The 18,568-nt window shown below is 69.5% G+C and carries 21 protein-coding genes; 10 read left to right on the top strand and 11 right to left on the bottom strand.

Features of this window, described 5'->3' with window-relative positions; translation table 11 throughout:
• Positions 1–23 precede the first annotated feature (23 nt).
• Complete coding sequence (locus ACFQ7F_RS28830; RefSeq protein WP_383276162.1) at positions 24–209, bottom strand: hypothetical protein; 186 nt, start codon at positions 207–209, stop codon at positions 24–26.
• 253 nt (positions 210–462) lie between these two features.
• Between ACFQ7F_RS28830 and ACFQ7F_RS28825 the strand changes: the two genes are divergently transcribed.
• Complete coding sequence (locus ACFQ7F_RS28825; RefSeq protein WP_383276238.1) at positions 463–1,338, top strand: FadR/GntR family transcriptional regulator; 876 nt, start codon at positions 463–465, stop codon at positions 1,336–1,338.
• On the opposite strand, the gene ACFQ7F_RS28820 is transcribed toward ACFQ7F_RS28825, so the two are convergent.
• Positions 1,335–1,523: a hypothetical protein gene (locus tag ACFQ7F_RS28820; protein ID WP_383276159.1), complete on the bottom strand. Its 189-nt coding sequence runs from the start codon at positions 1,521–1,523 to the stop codon at positions 1,335–1,337. The genes ACFQ7F_RS28825 and ACFQ7F_RS28820 overlap by 4 nt on opposite strands.
• A 125-nt stretch (positions 1,524–1,648) precedes the next feature.
• Between ACFQ7F_RS28820 and ACFQ7F_RS28815 the strand changes: the two genes are divergently transcribed.
• The 3 genes from ACFQ7F_RS28815 (at position 1,649) to ACFQ7F_RS28805 (ending at position 5,434) form a co-directional block, all read left to right on the top strand.
• On the top strand, positions 1,649–2,542 hold the full coding sequence (locus tag ACFQ7F_RS28815) for a GntR family transcriptional regulator (protein WP_383276235.1): 894 nt from the start codon (positions 1,649–1,651) through the stop codon (positions 2,540–2,542).
• Positions 2,491–3,285 (top strand): HAD family hydrolase, encoded by a 795-nt coding sequence (locus ACFQ7F_RS28810; RefSeq protein WP_383276156.1) that lies wholly within the window; start codon positions 2,491–2,493, stop codon positions 3,283–3,285. The genes ACFQ7F_RS28815 and ACFQ7F_RS28810 overlap by 52 nt, the downstream gene beginning before the upstream one ends.
• A gap of 229 nt (positions 3,286–3,514) precedes the next feature.
• Positions 3,515–5,434 carry a phosphotransferase gene (locus tag ACFQ7F_RS28805; RefSeq protein ID WP_383276154.1) on the top strand — a complete coding sequence of 640 codons (1,920 nt, stop codon included), beginning with the start codon at positions 3,515–3,517 and terminating at the stop codon, positions 5,432–5,434.
• A 25-nt stretch (positions 5,435–5,459) separates the two neighbouring features.
• Here ACFQ7F_RS28805 and ACFQ7F_RS28800 read toward each other — a convergent pair whose 3' ends face one another.
• Together ACFQ7F_RS28800 and ACFQ7F_RS28795 are read right to left on the bottom strand one after the other, a co-directional pair.
• The gene (locus ACFQ7F_RS28800) at positions 5,460–6,206 is read right to left on the bottom strand and encodes an ABC transporter permease (RefSeq protein WP_383276151.1); all 747 of its coding nucleotides are present in this window, start codon (positions 6,204–6,206) and stop codon (positions 5,460–5,462) included.
• The gene (locus ACFQ7F_RS28795) at positions 6,199–7,179 is read right to left on the bottom strand and encodes an ATP-binding cassette domain-containing protein (protein ID WP_383276147.1); all 981 of its coding nucleotides are present in this window, start codon (positions 7,177–7,179) and stop codon (positions 6,199–6,201) included. The genes ACFQ7F_RS28800 and ACFQ7F_RS28795 overlap by 8 nt, the downstream gene beginning before the upstream one ends.
• A gap of 136 nt (positions 7,180–7,315) precedes the next feature.
• Between ACFQ7F_RS28795 and ACFQ7F_RS28790 the strand changes: the two genes are divergently transcribed.
• Positions 7,316–8,119 (top strand): TetR/AcrR family transcriptional regulator, encoded by an 804-nt coding sequence (locus tag ACFQ7F_RS28790; RefSeq protein ID WP_383276144.1) that lies wholly within the window; start codon positions 7,316–7,318, stop codon positions 8,117–8,119.
• 50 nt (positions 8,120–8,169) lie between these two features.
• Here ACFQ7F_RS28790 and ACFQ7F_RS28785 read toward each other — a convergent pair whose 3' ends face one another.
• Positions 8,170–8,775 (bottom strand): TetR/AcrR family transcriptional regulator, encoded by a 606-nt coding sequence (locus ACFQ7F_RS28785; protein ID WP_383276232.1) that lies wholly within the window; start codon positions 8,773–8,775, stop codon positions 8,170–8,172.
• A gap of 180 nt (positions 8,776–8,955) precedes the next feature.
• On the opposite strand from ACFQ7F_RS28785, the gene ACFQ7F_RS28780 reads away from it, so the two are divergent.
• The 3 genes from ACFQ7F_RS28780 (at position 8,956) to ACFQ7F_RS28770 (ending at position 12,294) form a co-directional block, all read left to right on the top strand.
• Complete coding sequence (locus tag ACFQ7F_RS28780) at positions 8,956–11,034, top strand: HelD family protein (RefSeq protein WP_383276141.1); 2,079 nt, start codon at positions 8,956–8,958, stop codon at positions 11,032–11,034.
• A gap of 65 nt (positions 11,035–11,099) precedes the next feature.
• On the top strand, positions 11,100–11,414 hold the full coding sequence (locus ACFQ7F_RS28775) for an ArsR/SmtB family transcription factor (RefSeq protein WP_383276138.1): 315 nt from the start codon (positions 11,100–11,102) through the stop codon (positions 11,412–11,414).
• A 22-nt stretch (positions 11,415–11,436) separates the two neighbouring features.
• Positions 11,437–12,294, top strand: coding sequence for an SRPBCC family protein (locus ACFQ7F_RS28770; RefSeq protein WP_383276135.1), 858 nt, complete (start codon positions 11,437–11,439; stop codon positions 12,292–12,294).
• Between the two features lie 20 nt (positions 12,295–12,314).
• Here ACFQ7F_RS28770 and ACFQ7F_RS28765 read toward each other — a convergent pair whose 3' ends face one another.
• A complete protein-coding gene (locus ACFQ7F_RS28765; protein ID WP_383276132.1) occupies positions 12,315–13,790 on the bottom strand; it encodes a peptidoglycan D,D-transpeptidase FtsI family protein in 1,476 nt (491 codons plus the stop codon).
• Between the two features lie 205 nt (positions 13,791–13,995).
• Here ACFQ7F_RS28765 and ACFQ7F_RS28760 point away from each other — a divergent pair, with 205 nt between their 5' ends.
• A complete protein-coding gene (locus ACFQ7F_RS28760) occupies positions 13,996–14,475 on the top strand; it encodes a pyridoxamine 5'-phosphate oxidase family protein (protein WP_383276129.1) in 480 nt (159 codons plus the stop codon).
• Between the two features lie 6 nt (positions 14,476–14,481).
• Here ACFQ7F_RS28760 and ACFQ7F_RS28755 read toward each other — a convergent pair whose 3' ends face one another.
• The 5 genes from ACFQ7F_RS28755 to ACFQ7F_RS28735 form a co-directional block, all read right to left on the bottom strand.
• Positions 14,482–14,898: a VOC family protein gene (locus ACFQ7F_RS28755; protein ID WP_383276126.1), complete on the bottom strand. Its 417-nt coding sequence runs from the start codon at positions 14,896–14,898 to the stop codon at positions 14,482–14,484.
• A gap of 10 nt (positions 14,899–14,908) precedes the next feature.
• Positions 14,909–15,328 (bottom strand): helix-turn-helix transcriptional regulator, encoded by a 420-nt coding sequence (locus tag ACFQ7F_RS28750; protein ID WP_383276229.1) that lies wholly within the window; start codon positions 15,326–15,328, stop codon positions 14,909–14,911.
• A gap of 46 nt (positions 15,329–15,374) precedes the next feature.
• Positions 15,375–16,136 carry a polysaccharide deacetylase family protein gene (locus tag ACFQ7F_RS28745; protein ID WP_383276123.1) on the bottom strand — a complete coding sequence of 254 codons (762 nt, stop codon included), beginning with the start codon at positions 16,134–16,136 and terminating at the stop codon, positions 15,375–15,377.
• A gap of 249 nt (positions 16,137–16,385) precedes the next feature.
• Complete coding sequence (locus ACFQ7F_RS28740; protein WP_383276120.1) at positions 16,386–16,727, bottom strand: hypothetical protein; 342 nt, start codon at positions 16,725–16,727, stop codon at positions 16,386–16,388.
• Between the two features lie 118 nt (positions 16,728–16,845).
• On the bottom strand, positions 16,846–17,226 hold the full coding sequence (locus tag ACFQ7F_RS28735) for a winged helix-turn-helix transcriptional regulator (RefSeq protein WP_383276117.1): 381 nt from the start codon (positions 17,224–17,226) through the stop codon (positions 16,846–16,848).
• Between the two features lie 77 nt (positions 17,227–17,303).
• Between ACFQ7F_RS28735 and ACFQ7F_RS28730 the strand changes: the two genes are divergently transcribed.
• The gene (locus tag ACFQ7F_RS28730) at positions 17,304–18,236 is read left to right on the top strand and encodes an NADP-dependent oxidoreductase (protein ID WP_383276114.1); all 933 of its coding nucleotides are present in this window, start codon (positions 17,304–17,306) and stop codon (positions 18,234–18,236) included.
• Positions 18,237–18,568 lie beyond the last annotated feature (332 nt).

The following is an 18,568-nucleotide window of genomic DNA, read 5'->3' as shown; positions in this document are numbered from 1 at the left end:
GAGAACCCGGTCAGCCAGCTCTGTCAGCCCGACTGGGCAAGCAGCAGGACGAGGAGCGCAGCCCCCACGCCGCTGATTCCGGTGCTCTTGGCCTTGATGCCCACCGTCAGCAGGACGAAGGCGACGATCCCCATCGGTCCGTACTTCCACTGGACGAGTTGCTCGAATCCGATGGCGAGGGCGGCGATGGCAATGGCGATGAGCGGCATGACACTCCCCCTTTCGGGACGGGGCGGCGAGCCCTGTCCTACTCGGTCGATGGCCATCCGATGGGCAACCGCCGGCCGCCAACCCCTCAGGGTTCCTGCCAGGCTGCTTAAGTTGGCCGCCAACTTCATCTGAGTTATCTCCGCGATGGCTCGATTAATAACCACCTTCTGAGCAACTTCACAGCAACTCCCCAAAGTTGGCCCGAAGTTGTACCGTTTGGTTGTGAGCACGGAACCTGTCCCTGTCAAGGGAATGAAGAGGCCGCACAGGTCTCACCACGAGGTGGCCGACGAGCTCCGCGCCCGGATCAGGTCCGGGTCGCTGCGGCCCGGCCAACGCATGCCGACTCAGGCCGAGTTGGCCGACGAGTTCGGCGTAGAGCGCGGCGCGGTACGTGAGGCGCTGCGCACCCTGCAGGGCGAGAACCTGCTGGCGAACGTGTCCAAGGGCAGCCCGGCCACGGTCGCCGAACCCTCGGGGCAGGGAGCGTCCGGGCCCTGTGGCGTCAAGCCGCAGCCCACCATGGTCGGCCTCGCCCCGCGCGTCACCGCCGCGTTCGAGGCCCCCCATGTGGAGATCGACGCACTCTGCCTGACCTCCGTCTCGCTCACGATGGCGATCGGGGAGCCACTCCGCCAGATTCACGCCGGAGAGCGGAAACCGGCCAAGGTCACCGTCCGGGTACTGCTGCCGAGCCGCAGCATCGACCTCGCCTTTCCGGCGCCGGTGGACAGCGGGGACGACGAGGACGGCCACGTGCACAGAAACTGGCTGGACCAGCGGAACGCACAGGGTCAGGTACTCCGCCACAACCTCCTCGCGCTGCGAGCCTCGCACGGCATCGACGTACAAGTCTCGTTCCGTGCGCTGCCGTTCACGCCGCCGGTGAAGCTGTATCTGCTCAACGGCTCCGAGGCACTCTTCGCGTACTACACCCTCGCGAGGCAGAGCGAGGAGATCGACCACGAGTACCTGGAGATGTACGACGCCCAGGGCGCGCAGTCGATGCTCTTCCCCTTCCACCAGGGAGCCGGGCTGCGGGACACGACGTTCGTGGAGCAGTCCCGTCTCTGGTTCAACGCGCTCTGGGACACGATCAGCCAGGACCTGGAACTGGCGCAGGGCTAGATCGCGGGCCCGGTCATCACCAGCGCAAGCACGACCGCGCCGATGGAGCTGCAGGTGGGGCTCTTCGTCTTGATTCCGACGGTCAGGAGCAGCAGTCCGACGACGCCCGTGGGCCCGTACCGCCACTGCACGAACTGCTCGAAGCCGACGGTGGACAAGGCGGCGAGGAGGGCGAGGACGTCCATGATGGTTCCCCCTTCTGCCATCTCAAATGAGTTGGCAACCAACTTCACTTGAGTTGTCCCCTCTTGGTCCCGCAACATAAACAACTTCAAGACAACTGCCCTGAGATGGCGAGGAGTTGTATCGTCTGGTTGTGACCCAGGAGAACGTTGCAGTGAACGGCAGCAGAAAGCTCACTCCCCAGGACATCGCAGACATCCTTCGTGACCGCATCCGCTCCGGTGACCTCAAGCCGGGCGACCGGCTCCCCACACAGGCGGTGCTGGCGGAGGAGTTCGGTGTGGAACGGGGGACGGTACGGCAAGCGCTGAAGACGCTGCAGAGCGACGGCCTCCTGGCCAACGTGAGCAAGGGCAGCCCGCCACGGATCGCGGCGGAACCCCCGGTGTCGACATCGGCGGGTGAGGAGCCGCAGGCTTCGATGGTCGGCCTCGCGCCACGGCTCGCGGCGGCTTTCGCGGAGCCTCAGGTGCGGATCGACGTGGTGTCCTACACGGCGGAGACGCTGATCCTCGCGCTCGGTGAACCCCTGCGCCGCATCCACGAGGGACTCATCCACCCGGAATCGATCAACGTCCGCATCCTGCTGCCCAGCAGCGACATCAACCTGGCGTTCCCCAGGGCGGTCGACGGCCAGGGAGACGAGGACGGCAGGGTCCACCGGCGCTGGCTCGCACTGCGCAACACCCAGGGACAGGTCCTGCGCCACAACCTGCGGGTGCTGCGCGCCTCGCACGGCATCGACGTCGACGTGTCGTTCCGCGCAGTGCCGTTCACGCCGCCGGTCAAGCTCTATCTGCTCAACCAGCGGGAGGCGCTCCTCGCCTACTACACGATCGAGCGCAGCACGCTGGACCTCGGCAGTGCGGAGATGGAGGCGTTCGACGTCTCGGGGCTGAAGTCGCCCCTGTTCTCCTTCGACAGAAGCGCAGCCCCCCGGGACGCCGCCTTCGTGGAGGAGTCCCAGAAATGGTTCGACGCACTCTGGGCAACCATCGCGACGGACCTGACACTCTCTTAGTGACTCCTGACACGACGCAGACCGAACAGATGACAGAAGAGATCGAGAATCTGCGAGAGCTGGTCGTTCGCGCCCGCTTCGTGCTCTTCGACTTCGACGGGCCCATCTGCCAGCTGTTCGCGCGGCACAAGGCCGAGCGGATCGCGGCGAGCATGTTGCGCGGGTTCGGGGAGCGGGGCCTGCACGGTCTGCTGTCCGAGGGGATGCGGGCCGAGGTGGACCCGCAGGTCGTCATGCGCGCCGTCGCCGCCAGGCACCCCGGCAGCGATCTGATCACCGAGATCGAGGAGCAGCTCACTCAGGAGGAGCTGACGGCGACGGTGACCGCGTATCCCACGCCGTACGCCGACCCCGTGATCCAGACCTGGGTCAATACCGACACCCGGCTCGCCGTCACCACCAACAATTCCGCGCGTGCGGTGACGAGATATCTCGAATCGCGCAACCTCACACACTGTTTCGCCCCGCACATCTACGGCCGGACCCAGAACCTCGATCTGCTCAAACCCCACCCGCACTGCATCAACCGCGCCCTGAACGCCATGGGCGCCGCCCCCTCCACGGCGCTGATGATCGGCGACGCCCCCACGGACCACGAAGCCGCGGGGCGGGCCGGAGTGAGCTTCCTGGGCTACGCGCGTACCGATCACAAGGCGCAGCTGTTGCAGGAGGCGGGTGTCAGGCCCGAGCACATCGTGAGGTCGCTCGAACCCGTTCTCAAGATCCTTCGCGCACAGGGCTGACACGGCCCCCGGCACGACGGCGGCACGACGGCGGCACTGCGCCGACACCGCCCCGCGGGTGTTTCTCGTCCTGTTCGCCGAGTAACGCCCGGCGGATGGGCGCGTTACATAGCGCGTCACGTCCTTGGCTACTCTCGCCCGTGTGCTGCCCTCGCGCCGCGTGGAAGAGTGTGCGTAATTAAGGCTGTGCGGCCATTTCGTGTACGCGGGCGAGCATCAGGAGCAGCACGTGTCGATCAGCGCCTGGGTGAACGGATCCCTGGTCTTCCGTGACGTCCGCCGCCGCCCCGTGCTCCCCGAGCTGCCGGACCGCCACCTGGCAACCCCCGAGGACGGGAAGCCGGTCGACTCGCAGCTGATCAAGGCCTTCGCCGAACTGCTCGCCCAGCTGGCTCTGGTGCGCAAGGAGTCACTGCTGCTCCCCGTCGGCGGCTGGCCGCACGACGAGAGGGACAGCAGGGGGTTCCTGCGGGACATCGCCCGGCACACGCACGAGCGCGACGTACAGCCGGTTCGGGCCGAATTCGGCGGTCTCTTCGACGCGTTCGGAATCGGCCCTGACGCCCTGGTCCAGTGCGCGGACCGGTCGCCCTCGATGGCGCGGCGCCCGTACAGCCTCCTGCACACGGACCTGTGCCGGGCCACGGTCCTCCTCCCGTACGACAGGAACCCGTACAACCGGGATCAGCAGGTGAAGTCGGTGGGCCTCGACTGGTCTCAGGCGACCTACGGCGATCCTGCCTACGACCTGGCGTCTCATCTGGTGCGCATGCGGTATCCCGAATTCCAGTGGCCGGAGGTGATCGACGCCTGGGCCTCCGCCATGAGCAGGCGGAGGCCCGCGGCCGTGAAGAGGGTCAGGGCGGATGTCCGGAGCTACATCGCCCTCGAACAGGTCCGTGCCGTCCATCTGGAGGTGATGAGGGCGGCGGGTTCCCTGGGGGAGACGCTCGACAGCACACGTCTTGGCGCGGCCGCCGAATCCGTACGCCAGTGCCTGCACGCGGCGGAGAAACCCCTCGGTCTCACACGGCTGCCCGATGTGAACGTGGTCGAGCGCGCGCTCTTCCGGTGGCAGGCGGCCCGGATCGAGAGCCGGCACGCCGCCGCACCGGCCGACGGCTCGGGGCCCGTGTCCACTCTTTCCTGGCAGCCCGACGAACGCGTGCCGGAGCGCCCCGACTTCCCCCGGACCGCCGTCCTTAAGGCGCTGGCCGCGGAGGGCGCCGCACAGCAGCACCGGGTGTTCAAGGGCACGGCCCATCTCAACACCGTAGTGCGCGTGGACGGGGTCGAGCGGCCCGTCGTGGTGAGGCGCAAGGCAGGTGCGGCGCCGCGTCAGGAGGGCGGGTTCCTCAGCGAACACGCCGTACTCGCCGCCATCGAGAAATCGCAGGCCGGGGTCAGCGCGCCGAAGATCCTCGCCCTGGGGATCAGCGGCCGGGGCGACCTGTTCGCCGTCCATTCCTACGAAGGCCCGCCGGTCGGCGAGCAGCCGCCGAACCACCCTGTCCACGGTCTGCTGCCCAACGAGGCGGACAACCTCGTGGACCAGCTCCACGCACTGACCCGGGTCGACCACCGGGGGCTCGATCCGGCCGCGCCGCAGACCGGTTTCTACGGCAGGCTCAGCGCGGAACTGGTCCGCTTCGTGCACTCGTTGTCCAAGGAGACCCAGCGCCAGGCCCGCTCCCGCGGGCTCCCGAACGGGTGGCGGCTGCAGGAGATCCTCGGCAGGCACGACACCACGTCGCGCCCCTCCGTACTGCTCCACGGCGACCTCAACCCGTGGAACCTCGTGCGGTCCGGGTCCGGCGGCCGACTCACCATGATCGACTGGGAGTTGGCCATGATCGGCGATCCGCTCTACGACCTGGTGCGCCATCTGCATCTCACGCCGACCCGGGTCGGGATCAGGCAGCGCCTGTTCGCGCGGTGGGCCCGGGTGCTGCCGCCCGAGTACACCAAGGGGTGGGAGCAGGACTGGCGGGTGTACCGCTGGATCGAGCTCGTCCGGTCCGCCTATGTGGACCTGGACCGGCTGGAGAACGACGCCCTGGACAGCCCGAACGTGCGGCGCGCGGTCGATTCGTACGCGATGACGCTGGACGCGGCGAAGGCTTCACTGGGCCTGCGCCGGGAGCGCTGAGCTCCTGGTTGCTCATTCCGTCCGCTTACGCCGTCCGCCTCCTGAACAGCACCCCCGAAGCCCCCACCGAGACGGCCAGGATCCCCGCGCACCAGGCCAGGGCCACCCAAGGTGTCGAGCCCACCGGCTGGCCGAGGAGCAGGCCGCGGAGGGATTCGATGACCTGGGTCACCGGTTGGTTGTCGGCGAAGGGCCTGAGCCAGCCCGGCATCGTGGAGGTCGGGACGAAGGCGCTGCTCGGGTAGGGGAGGAAGCTCACGAAGAACGTGAAGCCGCCTGCCGCTTCGGGGGACTTGGCAAGGAGGCCGACCGTTGCCGAGAGCCAGGACAGGGCCAGGATGAACGCCAGGAGGACGGCCGTCGCCGCGAGCCAGGCCGCGGGGGTCGCCGACGGGCGGAAGCCGATCGCGAAGGCCAGGGCGAGGACCAGGGTCGTGGCGATGAGGTTGCGGGCCACCGAGGCGATGACGTGGCCCGTCAGGATCTGGGTGCCGCCGATGTCGAGCGAGCGGAAGCGGTCGATGATGCCGCCCTTCAGGTCCTCCGTGACCGCTATCGCCGTGTTCGACGAGCCGAATCCGGCGCAGAGCAGGAGGACTCCGGGAACCACGTACATGACGTACGACCGGGTGTCCGTCTTGATCGCGCCGCCGAAGAAGTAGACGAAGATCAGGAGGAGCATCACCGGGAGCGCCATGGAGGTGATCAGGGCGTCCACGTTGCGGCGGCTGATGCGGATCGCGCGGCCGGTCATGATCAGGGCTTCAGACATGGGTAAGTCCCTCCTTCGGCCTGTTCGGCCCCTTCGGCTGCGACGGGTTCGTGAGGGCCAGGAAGACGTCGTCCAGAGTCGCTGTGCGGAGCGTGAAGGCCGCCAACTCGGTTCGGTTCGGGTCGAGTTCGTCAAGCAGGTCTCGTACGTTGCTTGCCGTGCCGTCCGTCGGGAAGCCGAGCGTCAGGGTCTCGGGGGAGTGGTGCGTGGCGCTGGGGGAGAGGTGGAGGTAGGCCTCCTGGGTGGTGACCGTCGCGTCCAGGCGGTGGCCGGCCACCAGGGATTTGAGGGCCGACGGTGATCCCTCTGCCGCGATCACTCCCTCGTGCAACACCGCTATGTGGTCGGCCAGTTGGTCTGCCTCTTCCAGGTATTGGGTGGTCAGGAAGACCGTCGTGCCTTGTGCCGTCAGGTCGCGTACCACCTGCCACATCTCCTGGCGGCTGCGCGGATCGAGGCCCGTCGTCGGCTCGTCGAGGAAGATGACCTCCGGGTCGCCCACCAGGCCCGCCGCCAGGTCGACGCGGCGGCGCATGCCTCCCGAGTACGTGCGGACCAGGCGGTCCCCCGCCTCCGTGAGGCCGAAACGGGCCAGGAGTTCGGTGGCCTTGGCGCGGGCCTCGGGGCGGGGCAGGCCCGCGAGCCGCGCCATCATGCGGAGGTTCTCCGCGCCGGTCTGCGTCTCGTCGACCGCCGCGAACTGGCCGGTGAGGCTGATCGCGCGGCGGACCTCGCGCCGCCCCGTACGGATGTCGTGGCCCGCCACCCGTGCCGTGCCCGTGTCGGGCGTGGTGAGCGTGGTGAGGATGCGGACGGCTGTCGTCTTGCCTGCGCCGTTCGGGCCGAGGAGGGCGAAGACGGTGCCCGGCGGGACGTGGAGGTCGATGCCGCGCAGGACGGGTACGGCGCGGTCGCCGGATCCGTAGGTCTTGGTGAGGGCTGTGGCCTCGATGGCTGGTGGTGCGGGCGACATGGTTTCCCCCCGGGGCCGGCGGCGATATGGCCGCGCCTCAATCTATTGCGTAAGGTCTACGCATTACTGAGTAAGGGTTACGCAGAACTACGATGTGCGTCAAGTGCGGCAGCTCAGGAGGAGGTAACGGCGGATCATGGCGGCGGACGGTGAAGGTGCGGATGCGGGTACGGATGCGGGCGAGGCTGTGGGGGGCACGGGGCTTTCCGCGACCCTCGAAACGGCCTGGGGGCTGCGCGAGCGCCCGTCGAAGGGGCCGAAGCCGGGGCTGAGCCTCGCCCGCATCGTCGACGCGGGCGTCGCCATCGCCGCGGCGGAGGGGATCGGCGCGGTCTCCATGGGGCGGGTCGCCAAGGCGCTCGGCGTCTCGCCGATGTCCCTCTACCGGTACGTCTCTTCCCGGGACGAGCTGTACGTCCTCATGCAGGACGCCGCTACGGGGCCGCCGCCCGAGATGCCGTCGGACGTCGCGGGGTGGCGGGCGCGCCTGGAGTGGTGGGCGCGGGCCCAGCGTGACGTCTTCCGGCGCAACCTGTGGCTCGTGCGGATCCCCATCACTTCGCCGCCCGCGTCGCCCCACTACCTGGAGTGGATGGAGCAGGGGCTCGCGGCGCTCGACGGCAGCGGTCTGGAGGAGGGCTGGAAGCTCTCCGTTCTCATGCTGGTGGGCGGGTTCGTGCGGAACGAGGTCACGCTCATGGCGGATCTGGACGCGGCCATGAAAGCGGAGGGTCGGGAGCCCGACGAGGTGATGCGGCGGTACGCGCGCACCATCGCCGCCCTGACCTCGACCGCCCCCGAGAGGTTCCCGTCGCTGCGGCGGACCATCGCGTCGGGGGTCCTCGACGTCGCGGACGCCGAGGACACGGAGTTCGAGTTCGGGATCGGCCGGGTGCTCGACGGGGTGGCCGTGATGGTGGAGGGTTCGGGCGAGGCGTAGGGCGGGGGCCGGGGTGAGTCGAGGTCAGGGGGCTGCCCCTCCGGGGGCCCTCACGCGTAGTGCGTCAACCCCGACCGCAGCTGCCCGAACGCCCGGTTCGCCGCCACCACCGCGTCCGGCCACACCGCTTCCGCCGTCTCGCCCGCGTCGATCCGGCGCCAGTTCTCCAGGGCGAGGATGCGTTGTACGGCGATGATCTGGCCGGCGGCCAGGCGCGCGGCGAGCGCGTCCCCGTCCGGCGCTCCATCGCCCCGCGTGCCGCTCAGCGCGTCCCCCAGCGCCTTCTCCGACCGCTCCTGATACCCGTACAGCCGCGCCACCAGCGACGGCGTTCCGTACAGCAGTCGGTGGAAGGCGAGTACGTGGACGTTGTCGCACAGGCCCGTCACCGGGTCCTGTCGCTCCAGGCCGTCGAGGAAGTGGCGCTGCAGGGCGTCCAAGGGGGAGCGCTTCGCGGGGCGCGCGGCGACGACCCGGGCGGCCTCGTCCAGGTGGTCGGCGAACCGGTGGAGTACGAGGTCCTCCTTGGTGGGGAAGTACCGGAAGAGGGTCGGCTTGGAGATGTCGGCGGCTGCCGCCACCTCCGCGACTGGCACCTTCTCGAAGCCCTTCTCCAGGAAGAGCGCGATCGCCGCGTCGGAGACCGCCTGGTACATCCGCTGCTTCTTGCGCTCGCGGAGGCCGGGGCCGCCGGTGTCGGGGGCGGTGCTGGTGCTGGTGCTGGTGCTGGCGCCCGTGCGGGTGGCGGTGCCCACTTCTTCGTCCGTCATGGCGGGAGCTTACCCATCTTTGATTCTCGGTAACAAATTTAACTGAGTTACATTATTCTCGACGACATGACGCGACTCGACGAAGCCCTGCCCCTGGAACGCCGCTACCACGACACCTGCCGCACCGCCCTCACCGGAATGGTCGACGGCGCCGAGGAGCAGGTCGTCAACGGAGCGGACGTCTCCGCGTCCGGCGCCGACGCCGAAGTCCTCGGCTACCAGTTCCGCAGCCACGCCAAATCGATGCGCGAACTCCCCGAGGCCCCGCTCTTCTTCGGCCGTCTCGACTTCGCCGCCGATGGCCCGGAAGCCGACGCGGCCGGTGATCACCGCGGGCAGAGCTACCACATCGGCCGTCTCCGCATCACCGAACACCCTTCGGCCCCGCCCCTCGTCGTGGACTGGCGCGCCCCCGTCTCCCGCGCCTTCTACCAGGCCGGGGCCCGCGATCCCCAAGGCGTCGCCGTCCGCCGCCGCTTCGGCTGGGCGCCCGGCAGCAAGGGCGACTCCGTCGATCTCACGGGCCTGGAGGACGAGCCGCTGGCCGCAGGCGCACCACACACCCCACCCGCGTCGCGAGCGGAGCCCGCGCAAGGCAGCCGCATTCTCGCCGGAGAGATCGAACGCCCCCGCGTCGGCCCCATGCGTGACATCGCCGCCACCATCCAGCCCGAGCAGGACGACCTCGTCCGCGGCGAACTCACCGCGTCCGTCTGCGTCCAGGGCGCCCCCGGCACCGGCAAGACGGCCGTCGGCCTGCACCGCGCCGCGTACCTCCTCTACACCCACCCCCAGCGAGTACAGCGCGCCGGACTCCTCATCCTCGGCCCCAACCGCACCTTCCTCCGCTACATCGCCGAGGTGCTCCCCTCCCTCGGCGAGACCGGCGTGCGTCAGTCCACCGTCGCGGACGAGATCGCCAGGACCGCGGCCCCCGTGCGGGCCCAGGACGACGAGACCGCGGCGGGCGTCAAGCACGACGCCCGGATGGCGGCCGTCCTGCGCCGCGCGCTCTACTCGCGCGTCGCGCCGCCCGCCAACTCCATCTCGGTGCCGGACGGTTCGTACACCTGGCGGGTCGCGCTCGACGACCTGGAGCGGATCATCGCGGACGTACGCGCCGAGGAACCCCCGTACGCCGTCGGCCGTGAGCGGGTGCGTACGCGTGCCGTCCGGTACATCCAGGAGCAGGCCGAGCGCCGCGCGGGCCCCGTGAACAACACCTGGCTGCAGAAGGTCTCCCGGGCCCGCTCCGTCTCGGCCTTCGTCGAAGAGGCCTGGCCCAAGGTCAAGCCGGAGGAGGTGCTCGCGGCGCTGCTCGCGGACCCGCAGGCCCTCGCCACCGCGGCCGACGGCATCCTCGACGCCGACGAGCAGCGCGCGATCCGCTGGACCAGGCCCCCGCGCTCGTACAAGTCGGCGAAGTGGTCCGCCGCCGACCTGGTCCTGCTCGACGAGATCGCGGGGCTGCTCGAACGGCCCGAAGGCTACGGCCACATCGTCGTCGACGAGGCCCAGGACCTCTCCCCGATGGAGGCCCGCGTGATCGCCCGCCGCGCGGACTTCGGCTCGCTCACCGTCCTCGGCGACCTCGCCCAGGGCACCACTCCGTGGGCCGCCCGCGGCTGGCCCGAACTCCTCGCCCACCTCGGCAAACCCGACGCCTCCGTCACCCCTCTGACCATCGGTTTCCGCGTTCCGAAGGCGGTCGTGGGGCTCGCCAATCGCGTCCTGGCCTCGCTCGACGTCGACGTACCGCCCGCTCGATCGTTGCGCGGGGACGGTGAGTTGAGGATCCAGGAGGTACGGGATCTGGGCGCCGCCACCGTCGACGCGGTGCGCGCCGCGCTGACCCGCGAGGGCTCCGTCGGTGTCATCGCCGCCGACGCCGGCACTGCCCGCCTGCGCGACGCCCTCACCGCGGCGGGCATCGAGAGCGCGGGCCCGGACGACCTGGGTGCGCGGGTGACGGTGCTGCCCGCGTCCGTGGCGAAGGGCCTGGAGTACGACCATGTCGTGGCCGTCGAGCCCGCCGCCATCGCGGAGGCGGAACGACGCGGACCCAGCCGCCTCTACGTGGTCCTGACCAGGGCGGTGTCCCGGCTCGACGTGCTGCACAGCAGGCCGCTGCCGTGGGAAGCGTGAGCGGGGGCGCCGAACGCTTCTCACATGCCTTTGCGGTTATATAGCCAGCGGTGTATGTTCGAGGTGTGCCCATACCGTTCGACGTGCTTGCCGAGCCCAGCCGCCAGAAGATCCTCGATCTGCTGCTCGAGCGGCCCCATTTGGTCGGTGAGCTCACCGAGCGGCTCGGTCTGAGCCAGCCCGGCACGTCCAAGCATCTGCGGGTCCTGCGCGACGCGGGTCTCGTGAAGGTGCGGCAGGACGGGCAGCGCCGCTGGTACGAGCTGCGGCCCGAGCCCCTCGCCGAGCTCGACGCGTGGCTCGCGCACTACCGGCACCTCTGGGCGGGCAGGATCGACGCCCTCGAACGGCACCTCGACGTCATGGACGGTGAGTCCTGATGAACATGGACGGTGACTTCTCATGAACCCGCACTCCGACACCCTCGGCCCCGACGAGGAAGGCGGCCGAAGCGTCCTGCGGATGGAGCGCCGCCTCGCGCACCCGCCCGCCAAGGTCTGGGCCGCGATCACCCGGCCGGAGCACCTCGCCCAGTGGTTCCCCTCCGAGGTGACCCTGGAGCTGCGGCCCGGCGGCGCGATGGGCTTCCACTTCCCCGGCGACGAGGGCCCCGGCATGACCGGCGAGGTCACCGACGCCGACGAGCCCCGCCTCTTCGCCTTCAGCTGGGGCGACGACCACCTGCGCTGGGAGATCACCCCGGAAGGACCCGACGGCCGCGGCTCGCTGCTCACCCTCGTCCACACCTTCGGCGACCGCTTCGGCGCCCCGAGCTTCGCCGCGGGCTGGCAGCTGTGCATCTCGGCGCTCGGCCAGTTCCTGGACGGCGGGCAGGCCGAGGTGAGCCGGGACGCGGGCGAGCTGCACGAGGCGTATCTGGAGCAGTTCGACCTGGGGCACGGGCAGATCACCGACGGCGGCATCCGCTTCGAGCGTCAGCTGGTGCGGTCGGCGGACGCGGTGTGGGCCGAACTGTGTGCGGGCGAGGAGCCGTTGGAGGGCGACACGGCCCCCGACGGTTTCCTGGCGGACGGCGTCTCCGCGGGCCCGGTCACCGCGCTGCGGGCCCCGGCGTCGCTCACGTACGCCGTGCATCCCAAGGGTGAGGTGCGCTGGGAGCTCGGCGATGGCACGGGCTACGGCACCCGGCTCGTCCTCACGCAGACCGGCCCCTTCGACGGTGCGGTGGCCACGGACGAGGCACTCGCGGCTTGGCACGCCCGCATCGAGCGGTTGGCGGGACGGCTGCTGGAGGGCTAGGGGCTGAGGGGCTGACGGGCTCAGTCGTTGAGCACCGCTTCCATGACCGCCTTCGCGATCGGCGCCCCGAGCTTGCCGCCGGCGATCTCCGAGCGCGGGATGTCCATGTCCTTCGGGTCGACGAACACGGCGACCGCGACCGGCGACGAGCCGTCGTCCTGCTTGGCGTAGGAGACGAACCAGGCGTACGGCCGCTCGTCGTTGACGTTCGAGCCGTGCTGGGCTGTGCCGGTCTTGCCGCCGACCGTGACGCCGTCGATCTTCGCCTTGTTCGCCGTGCCCTCCTCGACGGTGTTCTCCATCATTTCCTGCACCTTGCCCGCGGTGTCCTCGGAGACGGCCTGGTCGAGGGTCTTCGGCTTGCCCTTCTCGATCGCCGAGAGGTCCGGGCCGCGCAACTCCTCGACCAGGTACGGCTTCATCACCTCGCCGTCGTTGGCGATGCCCGCCGCGACCATCGCCATCTGCATCGGGGTACTGGTCAGGCTGCCCTGGCCCATGCCGGTGAGCGCGGTCTGCGGCTTGTCGAGGTCGTCCGGATAGCTGCTCGCGGACGAGCGCACCGGGATGAACTGCTGCTTGTTGAAGCCGAACTTCTCCGCCGTCTCGCGCATGTCGTCGTCGCCGACCTTGAGTGCGGTGTCGAGGAAGACGTTGTTGCACGACCACTGCATGCCGACCTTCAGGGAGGCCTTGTCGCAGGGGGCGCCCGGCACGTCGTTGCCGATCGTCGTCGAGCTGAGGGGCAGTTTGTACGGGGCCTCGGCGCCGGTCGGCTCGTCGATGTCGTCGATCACGCCGTGGTCGAGGGCGGCCGCCGCGGTGAGGATCTTGAAGGTGGAGCCGGGCGGGTAGATCTCGCGCAGCGCCCGGTTGGAGAGCGGCTGGTCCTTGTCCTTGCGGAGCTTCGTGAACTTCTTGCCCTCCTCGCCCGAGATACCGGCGAAGACGGAGGGGTCGTACGAGGGGGTGCTCGCCATCGCGAGGACCTTCCCGGAGCGCGGGTCGAGCGCGACGACCGCGCCCCGGGCGTTCAGGTCCACCAGGCCCTGGTAGGCGGCCCGTTGGGCCTTGGGGTCGATGGTCGTGATGACGTCGCCGCCCTGGCGCTTCTCGCCGGTCAGCATGTCCAGGGTGCGGCGGATGAAGAGGCGGTCGTCGTCGCCGCTGAGCACGTCGTTCTCGACGCCCTCCAGGAAGGTCGCGCCCTGGGCCTGCGAGAAGTAGCCGGTGATCGGTGCGTACATGGGGCCGTTCTTGAAGACCCGCTGGTACTTGAAGTCGGTGCCGCTGACTTCCTTCGAACCGGTGACCGGCTTGCCTCCCACGATGATGTCGCCACGGGGGTGGGAGAAGGCCTCGATCTGGACGCGCCTGTTCTTCTCGTCCTTCGCCAGCGAGTCGCTCTCGATGAACTGCACCCAGTTCGCGCGCAGGAGCAGGGCGAGCATGAGCACCCCGCAGAAGAGGGCTACGCGACGCAGCGGCCTGTTCATGGGTCCCCCCAAGGTCCGGGCCGAAGCCCGTGAAACCAGGACATGATGACGACCAATCATGCCCATGGATTTACGGATCTTTCCCCCGTTGTTGCAGATTGGTCACACTCGACCTCCCTCCCTCCCGGGGGCGTGGGCATCGGTCGCTGGGAGTAGGACCTGCGCCCCATGCGCGCTTCGGGGGCGCTGATTAGTGTCGGCGTTCATGCGGAACACGGAGATCGTCAGTCCCACGGAGACAGTTCGTCGCGAAGGCCCCGAGCGCAGGCGCGAGACGCTGGCACGCCTCGACAGGGAACGGGACATATGGCTGTCGACGGCTCATCCGGAGCACGGCCCGCACCAGGTGCCCCTGTGGTTCCACTGGGACGGCCGGGCCGTGTGGCTGTGCACCGGTGAGGCCTCCGTGACCGCCCGCAACGCGCGGGCGGAGCCACGGGTGCGCCTCGCGCTGCCGGACACCTCCGACGTGGTGCTCGTACAGGGCGAGGCGGAGTGCTTCCCGGCCCGTGACGTGCCGCGGGAGGCCGCGGAGGGATTCGCCGGAAAGTTCGGCTGGGACCCGCGCGAGGAGGAGGCACCGTTCCTGTATCTGCGCGTGACGCCGCGCGTGGTGCGGGCCTGGCGAGGCGTGCACGAGCAGAGCGGCAGGGTCCTCATGCGGGACGGGGCGTGGGTGGTGTAGCCGCCCCTACTTCTCGCGCGGCTGGTTGAACCGCAGCATGTTCCCTGACGGGTCGCGGAAGGCGCAGTCGCGGACGCCGTACGGCTGGTCCATCGGCTCCTGCAGCACCTCGCCGCCCGCGGCACGGATCCGCTCGAAGGTGGCGTCGATGTCGGTGGTCCGGAAGATGACGCCGCGCAGCATGCCCTTGGCGAGGAGTTCGGCCGCGGCCTGCCGGTCGGCGGCCGAGGCGTTCGGGTCGGCGAGCGGCGGTTCGAGGACGATCTCCACGTCCGGCTGCGACGGCGAGGCGACGGTCACCCAGCGCATCCCCTCGAAACCGACGTCATTGCGCACTTCGAGGCCGAGCACGTCGCGGTAGAAGGCGAGCGCCTTGTCGTGGTCGTCGACGGCGATGAAGCACTGGGAGAGGTTGATTTCCATGGGTACGACGCTACGTACCGGCGTCGGGTTTCGCTTCTCCGTTTCTGACCGGCCTGGTGCGGGTCTTGGCCACGCAGGCCGGGATGGCGGCGCCGTGATCGTGGTCGCGGGCCCGGTACGCGCTCGGGCTCTCGCCGACCAGTTCGGTGAACCGCGTGCTGAAGGAGCCGAGCGAGGTACAGCCCACCGCCATGCAGACCTCCGTCACCGACTGGTCGCCGCGCCGGAGCAGCGCCTTGGCCCGCTCGATGCGGCGGGTCATGAGATAGCTGTACGGCGTCTCGCCGTAGGCGGCGCGGAAGCTGCGCGAGAAGTGGCCGGGGGACATGAGGGCGGCCCGCGCCAGGGCCGGGACGTCCAGGGGTTCCGCGTAGTCGCGGTCCATCCGGTCACGGGCCTTGCGCAGTCGGACGAGGTCGGGAAGAGACACAGCCACCCGGGGAACGTTACCGACTGCGCGGGTCGGTCGGCGGGGTTCAGCGCACCGGGAAGCCGAAGGAGTAGCCGTCCTGCTTGAGCTGGGGGAGGATCCGGCGCAGGGCCTCGACGGTCTGGGTGCGGTCGCCGCCCGCGTCGTGGAAGAGGAGCGTCGGGCCGTTGGGCAGCTCCCGCTGGACGGTGGCGACGATGGCGTCCGTACCCGGGCGCTCGAAGTCCTTGGTGTCCACGTTCCAGCCCAGCGGGCGCATGCCGTGGGATGCGGCGAGCTTGCGGCTGTACGGGGTGAACGCCCCGCCGGGCGCCCGGTAGTACATGGGCCGTACGCCCCCGGACGCCTTGGTGATCATGCGCTCGGCGTCGACTATCTGCTTCGACTGGTAGGTCTGGGAGTCCTTGTCCATGGCGGTGTTGTGCGACACCGTGTGGTCGCACAGCCGGTGCCCGTCCGCGACGACCTTCTTCACGAGGTCCGGGTGGGCCTGCGCCTGCGTCCCCACCATGCAGAACGTGGCCTTCACCCCGTACTCCTTCAGGAGGTCGAGGACTTTCGGGGTCCACACGGGGTCGGGGCCGTCGTCGATGGTGATGTTGACGCCCTGCTTGCCCTTGTCCGAGGCGTGCGCGATGGTCGCCGTGACCGGCTTGACGTTCGACGTGGCCGGGGCGTCCGCCTTGGGGGACGAGTCGGTACCGGCCTGTGCGGTCCACACCGAGGCACCGGTGGCGAGGAGCGTCACGCCGAGCGCTGCCCCGATCATCTTGCCGTACCAGCCACGCCCGTTGCCGTGCCGTGCCATGTCCGCCCCTTTGCGTACTGTCTCTCGCCGATCCCCTGGTCACTTGCGACCCACCAGGGGGGACGATGAGCAGCGCCGGAAGGATGCGCCCGTTACCGATCAAGGACAATTCCGGGGGAGTTCGCGGACAACTCTCCGCGAGCGGCGGCCGAAACGGTGCCGAGTCATGAGCCTGAGAGCGTGGTGCGGGTGCCGTGGCGGGCGCTCAGCTCCCTGAGTCGGCGAGGGGTGAGGGAAGGGCTGCGCGTGTCACATGTGACTGAGGATCACCATCAGCGCCATGGACTCCGCCGAGAGCTGCACACCGAGCGCCATCCGCCGCACCCGTACCGAGGACGCGACCAGAGCAACGAGAAACGTCGCACCGCCCATGCCGAGGCACAACACGAACAGCCACTCCGGCAGCGACGAGCCGCACTGCTCCCCATACGTCAGGCAGCGCCCCGCCTGGTCGGAGGAGAAGGCCAGCGCGCCGACTGCCAGCGCCGCGGGCAGGAAGAGGACGGCGGACAGCACGGACCAGAGGCGAGTGCGGTCGGCGGCGCCTGTCTCTTGGGCCATGTGCGTCGACTGGGACGTCGGTGTGTTCATGCCCTGATCAAACGTCAACTTCCCGTCCACCACAGCCGTCCGGATACTCATATCGCGGACGCATGAGGTACTCAGACCCTGCGCCGCCGGCGCCCCTTCCACGATTCGTAACCGGCCTTCAGTCGCCGGGGGCGACCGGCTCGGGATCGGCGTCGAGCGCGTCGAGCACCGCGTCGCCGTTCGCCCTCGCCCACTCGGTCAGCATGTGGATCGGATCGATCAGCGTCGCCCCGAGCGGGGTGAGCTCGTACTCCACGCGGGGCGGCACCTCGGCGTAGGCGTGGCGGCGGATGAGTCCGTGCGCCTCGAGCCGGCGGAGCGTCTGGGTGAGCATCTTGCGGGAGATGCCGCCGATCAGCTCGACCAGCTCGCCATGGCGCACCGGGCCCTCGCTGAGGCCGTAGAGCACGACCGCCGTCCACTTGTCGGCGATGAGCTCGACCGTCAGACGCGCCGGACAGTCGGCGAGAAAGGGATCACCGGGACCGAAACCGCTCATGGCGCCAAAGGTACCTGCTGGTTCCTGTCGGAAATCTAGCCTGGATTCTCTCCCCCCCTTTCAAAGCCAGGAGAGTCATGCGAGTCATCACCCAGCAGAAGCTCGGCGGTCCCGAGGTGCTCACCATCGTGGACGCGCCGGAGCCCCAGCCCCTCCCGACCGAGGTTCTCGTCCGCGTCAAGGCGATCGGGCTGAACCCTATAGAGGCGCTCCTGCGCGCAGGCGAGTTCCCCCCGCTGCTCGGCCGGCCGCCGTTCGTCCTCGGCTGGGACATCAGCGGCGTGGTCGAGGAGGGGTCGCTGACGTATCGGTTCAGGCCCGGCGACGAGGTGTTCGGGATGCCGCTGTTCCCGCGGGCGGCGAGCGCGTACGCCGAGGTCGTGTCGGCGCCGGCGTTGCACCTGGCACGCAAGCCGGCGTCGCTCTCGCACGTCGAGGCGGCGGCGCTGCCGGTCGTCGGCCTTACGGCGTGGCAGGGCCTCGTCGACCTCGGCGGCGTGACCGAGGGCGACCGCGTCCTGGTCCACGGCGGTGGTGGCGGGGTCGGCCACGTCGCGGTCCAGATCGCGAAGGCGCTCGGCGCGCACGTGATCGCGACCGCCGGCGCGAGCAAGCGGGAGTTCGTCGAGGGGTTCGGCGCCGACGAGGTGATCGACTACACGGCGGTCGACTTCACCAAGGTGGTCCGCGACATCGATCTCGCGCTCGACACGATCGGCGGTGACACCGTCGAGCGGTCGCTCGAAGTGCTCCGCCCGGGCGGTCACCTGGTGACGGCGGTCGCCGAGGGGGATGCGGAGCTCGTCGCCAAGTACGAGGCGGCCGGCATGCGATTCAGCGGCATCGCGGTCGACCCCGATCCGGTCGCCCTGCGCGGTCTCGTCGACCTCGTCGAACGGGGCAGGCTCCGGGTCCACGTGCAGGAGACGTTCCCGTTCGAGCGCGTCGCCGACGCGCACCGGCTGCTCGACGCCGGTCACCTCCGGGGCAAGCTAGTCCTCACCATCTGAAGGGATGGCGTTGTCGACGTCCAGGAGCAGCGCCAGTTGCTCATGAGCCGCAATACCGCCAAGGCTCAGGCGCTCGCCGACCAGATCGGCAACGGAGCCACCGTCGGCACGTTCGGCGCAAGGCCGGCGGGGGCTTCGCCATCGCCTTGGGCGCCGAGGTCCTCTGAAGATTCTCTCCAGGAGTGGACAGAGCCACCCGCCGCAACAGCAGGATCTTTTGATCAGTTACCGCAGCACTGCTCACATCGCCGATCAGATCCGCCGGGAGTCGGTCACCTTCACCGGAAACGGACAGTCAGGTTGAGCGAGACGAGGGCGAGGACCCTCGCCCT

Origin of the sequence: Streptomyces sp. NPDC056486, from assembly GCF_042795295.1 — a bacterium.
Classification (GTDB): domain Bacteria; phylum Actinomycetota; class Actinomycetes; order Streptomycetales; family Streptomycetaceae; genus Streptomyces.
This window is presented reverse-complemented; position numbering and strand designations above follow the sequence as displayed.

Excerpts from the sequence above, each read along its gene's own strand:
- ACFQ7F_RS28830 (WP_383276162.1), bottom strand. The coding sequence starts at position 209 with ATGCCGCTCATCGCCATTGCCATCGCCGCCCTCGCCATCGGATTCGAG.
- ACFQ7F_RS28825 (WP_383276238.1), top strand. The coding sequence starts at position 463 with ATGAAGAGGCCGCACAGGTCTCACCACGAGGTGGCCGACGAGCTCCGC.
- ACFQ7F_RS28820 (WP_383276159.1), bottom strand. The coding sequence starts at position 1,523 with ATGGACGTCCTCGCCCTCCTCGCCGCCTTGTCCACCGTCGGCTTCGAG.
- ACFQ7F_RS28810 (WP_383276156.1), top strand. The coding sequence starts at position 2,491 with ATGGTTCGACGCACTCTGGGCAACCATCGCGACGGACCTGACACTCTC.
- ACFQ7F_RS28800 (WP_383276151.1), bottom strand. The coding sequence starts at position 6,206 with ATGTCTGAAGCCCTGATCATGACCGGCCGCGCGATCCGCATCAGCCGC.
- ACFQ7F_RS28795 (WP_383276147.1), bottom strand. The coding sequence starts at position 7,179 with ATGTCGCCCGCACCACCAGCCATCGAGGCCACAGCCCTCACCAAGACC.
- ACFQ7F_RS28790 (WP_383276144.1), top strand. The coding sequence starts at position 7,316 with ATGGCGGCGGACGGTGAAGGTGCGGATGCGGGTACGGATGCGGGCGAG.
- ACFQ7F_RS28785 (WP_383276232.1), bottom strand. The coding sequence starts at position 8,775 with ATGTACCAGGCGGTCTCCGACGCGGCGATCGCGCTCTTCCTGGAGAAG.
- ACFQ7F_RS28780 (WP_383276141.1), top strand. The coding sequence starts at position 8,956 with ATGACGCGACTCGACGAAGCCCTGCCCCTGGAACGCCGCTACCACGAC.
- ACFQ7F_RS28770 (WP_383276135.1), top strand. The coding sequence starts at position 11,437 with ATGAACCCGCACTCCGACACCCTCGGCCCCGACGAGGAAGGCGGCCGA.
- ACFQ7F_RS28765 (WP_383276132.1), bottom strand. The coding sequence starts at position 13,790 with ATGAACAGGCCGCTGCGTCGCGTAGCCCTCTTCTGCGGGGTGCTCATG.
- ACFQ7F_RS28760 (WP_383276129.1), top strand. The coding sequence starts at position 13,996 with ATGCGGAACACGGAGATCGTCAGTCCCACGGAGACAGTTCGTCGCGAA.
- ACFQ7F_RS28755 (WP_383276126.1), bottom strand. The coding sequence starts at position 14,898 with ATGGAAATCAACCTCTCCCAGTGCTTCATCGCCGTCGACGACCACGAC.
- ACFQ7F_RS28745 (WP_383276123.1), bottom strand. The coding sequence starts at position 16,136 with ATGGCACGGCACGGCAACGGGCGTGGCTGGTACGGCAAGATGATCGGG.
- ACFQ7F_RS28740 (WP_383276120.1), bottom strand. The coding sequence starts at position 16,727 with ATGAACACACCGACGTCCCAGTCGACGCACATGGCCCAAGAGACAGGC.
- ACFQ7F_RS28735 (WP_383276117.1), bottom strand. The coding sequence starts at position 17,226 with ATGAGCGGTTTCGGTCCCGGTGATCCCTTTCTCGCCGACTGTCCGGCG.
- ACFQ7F_RS28730 (WP_383276114.1), top strand. The coding sequence starts at position 17,304 with ATGCGAGTCATCACCCAGCAGAAGCTCGGCGGTCCCGAGGTGCTCACC.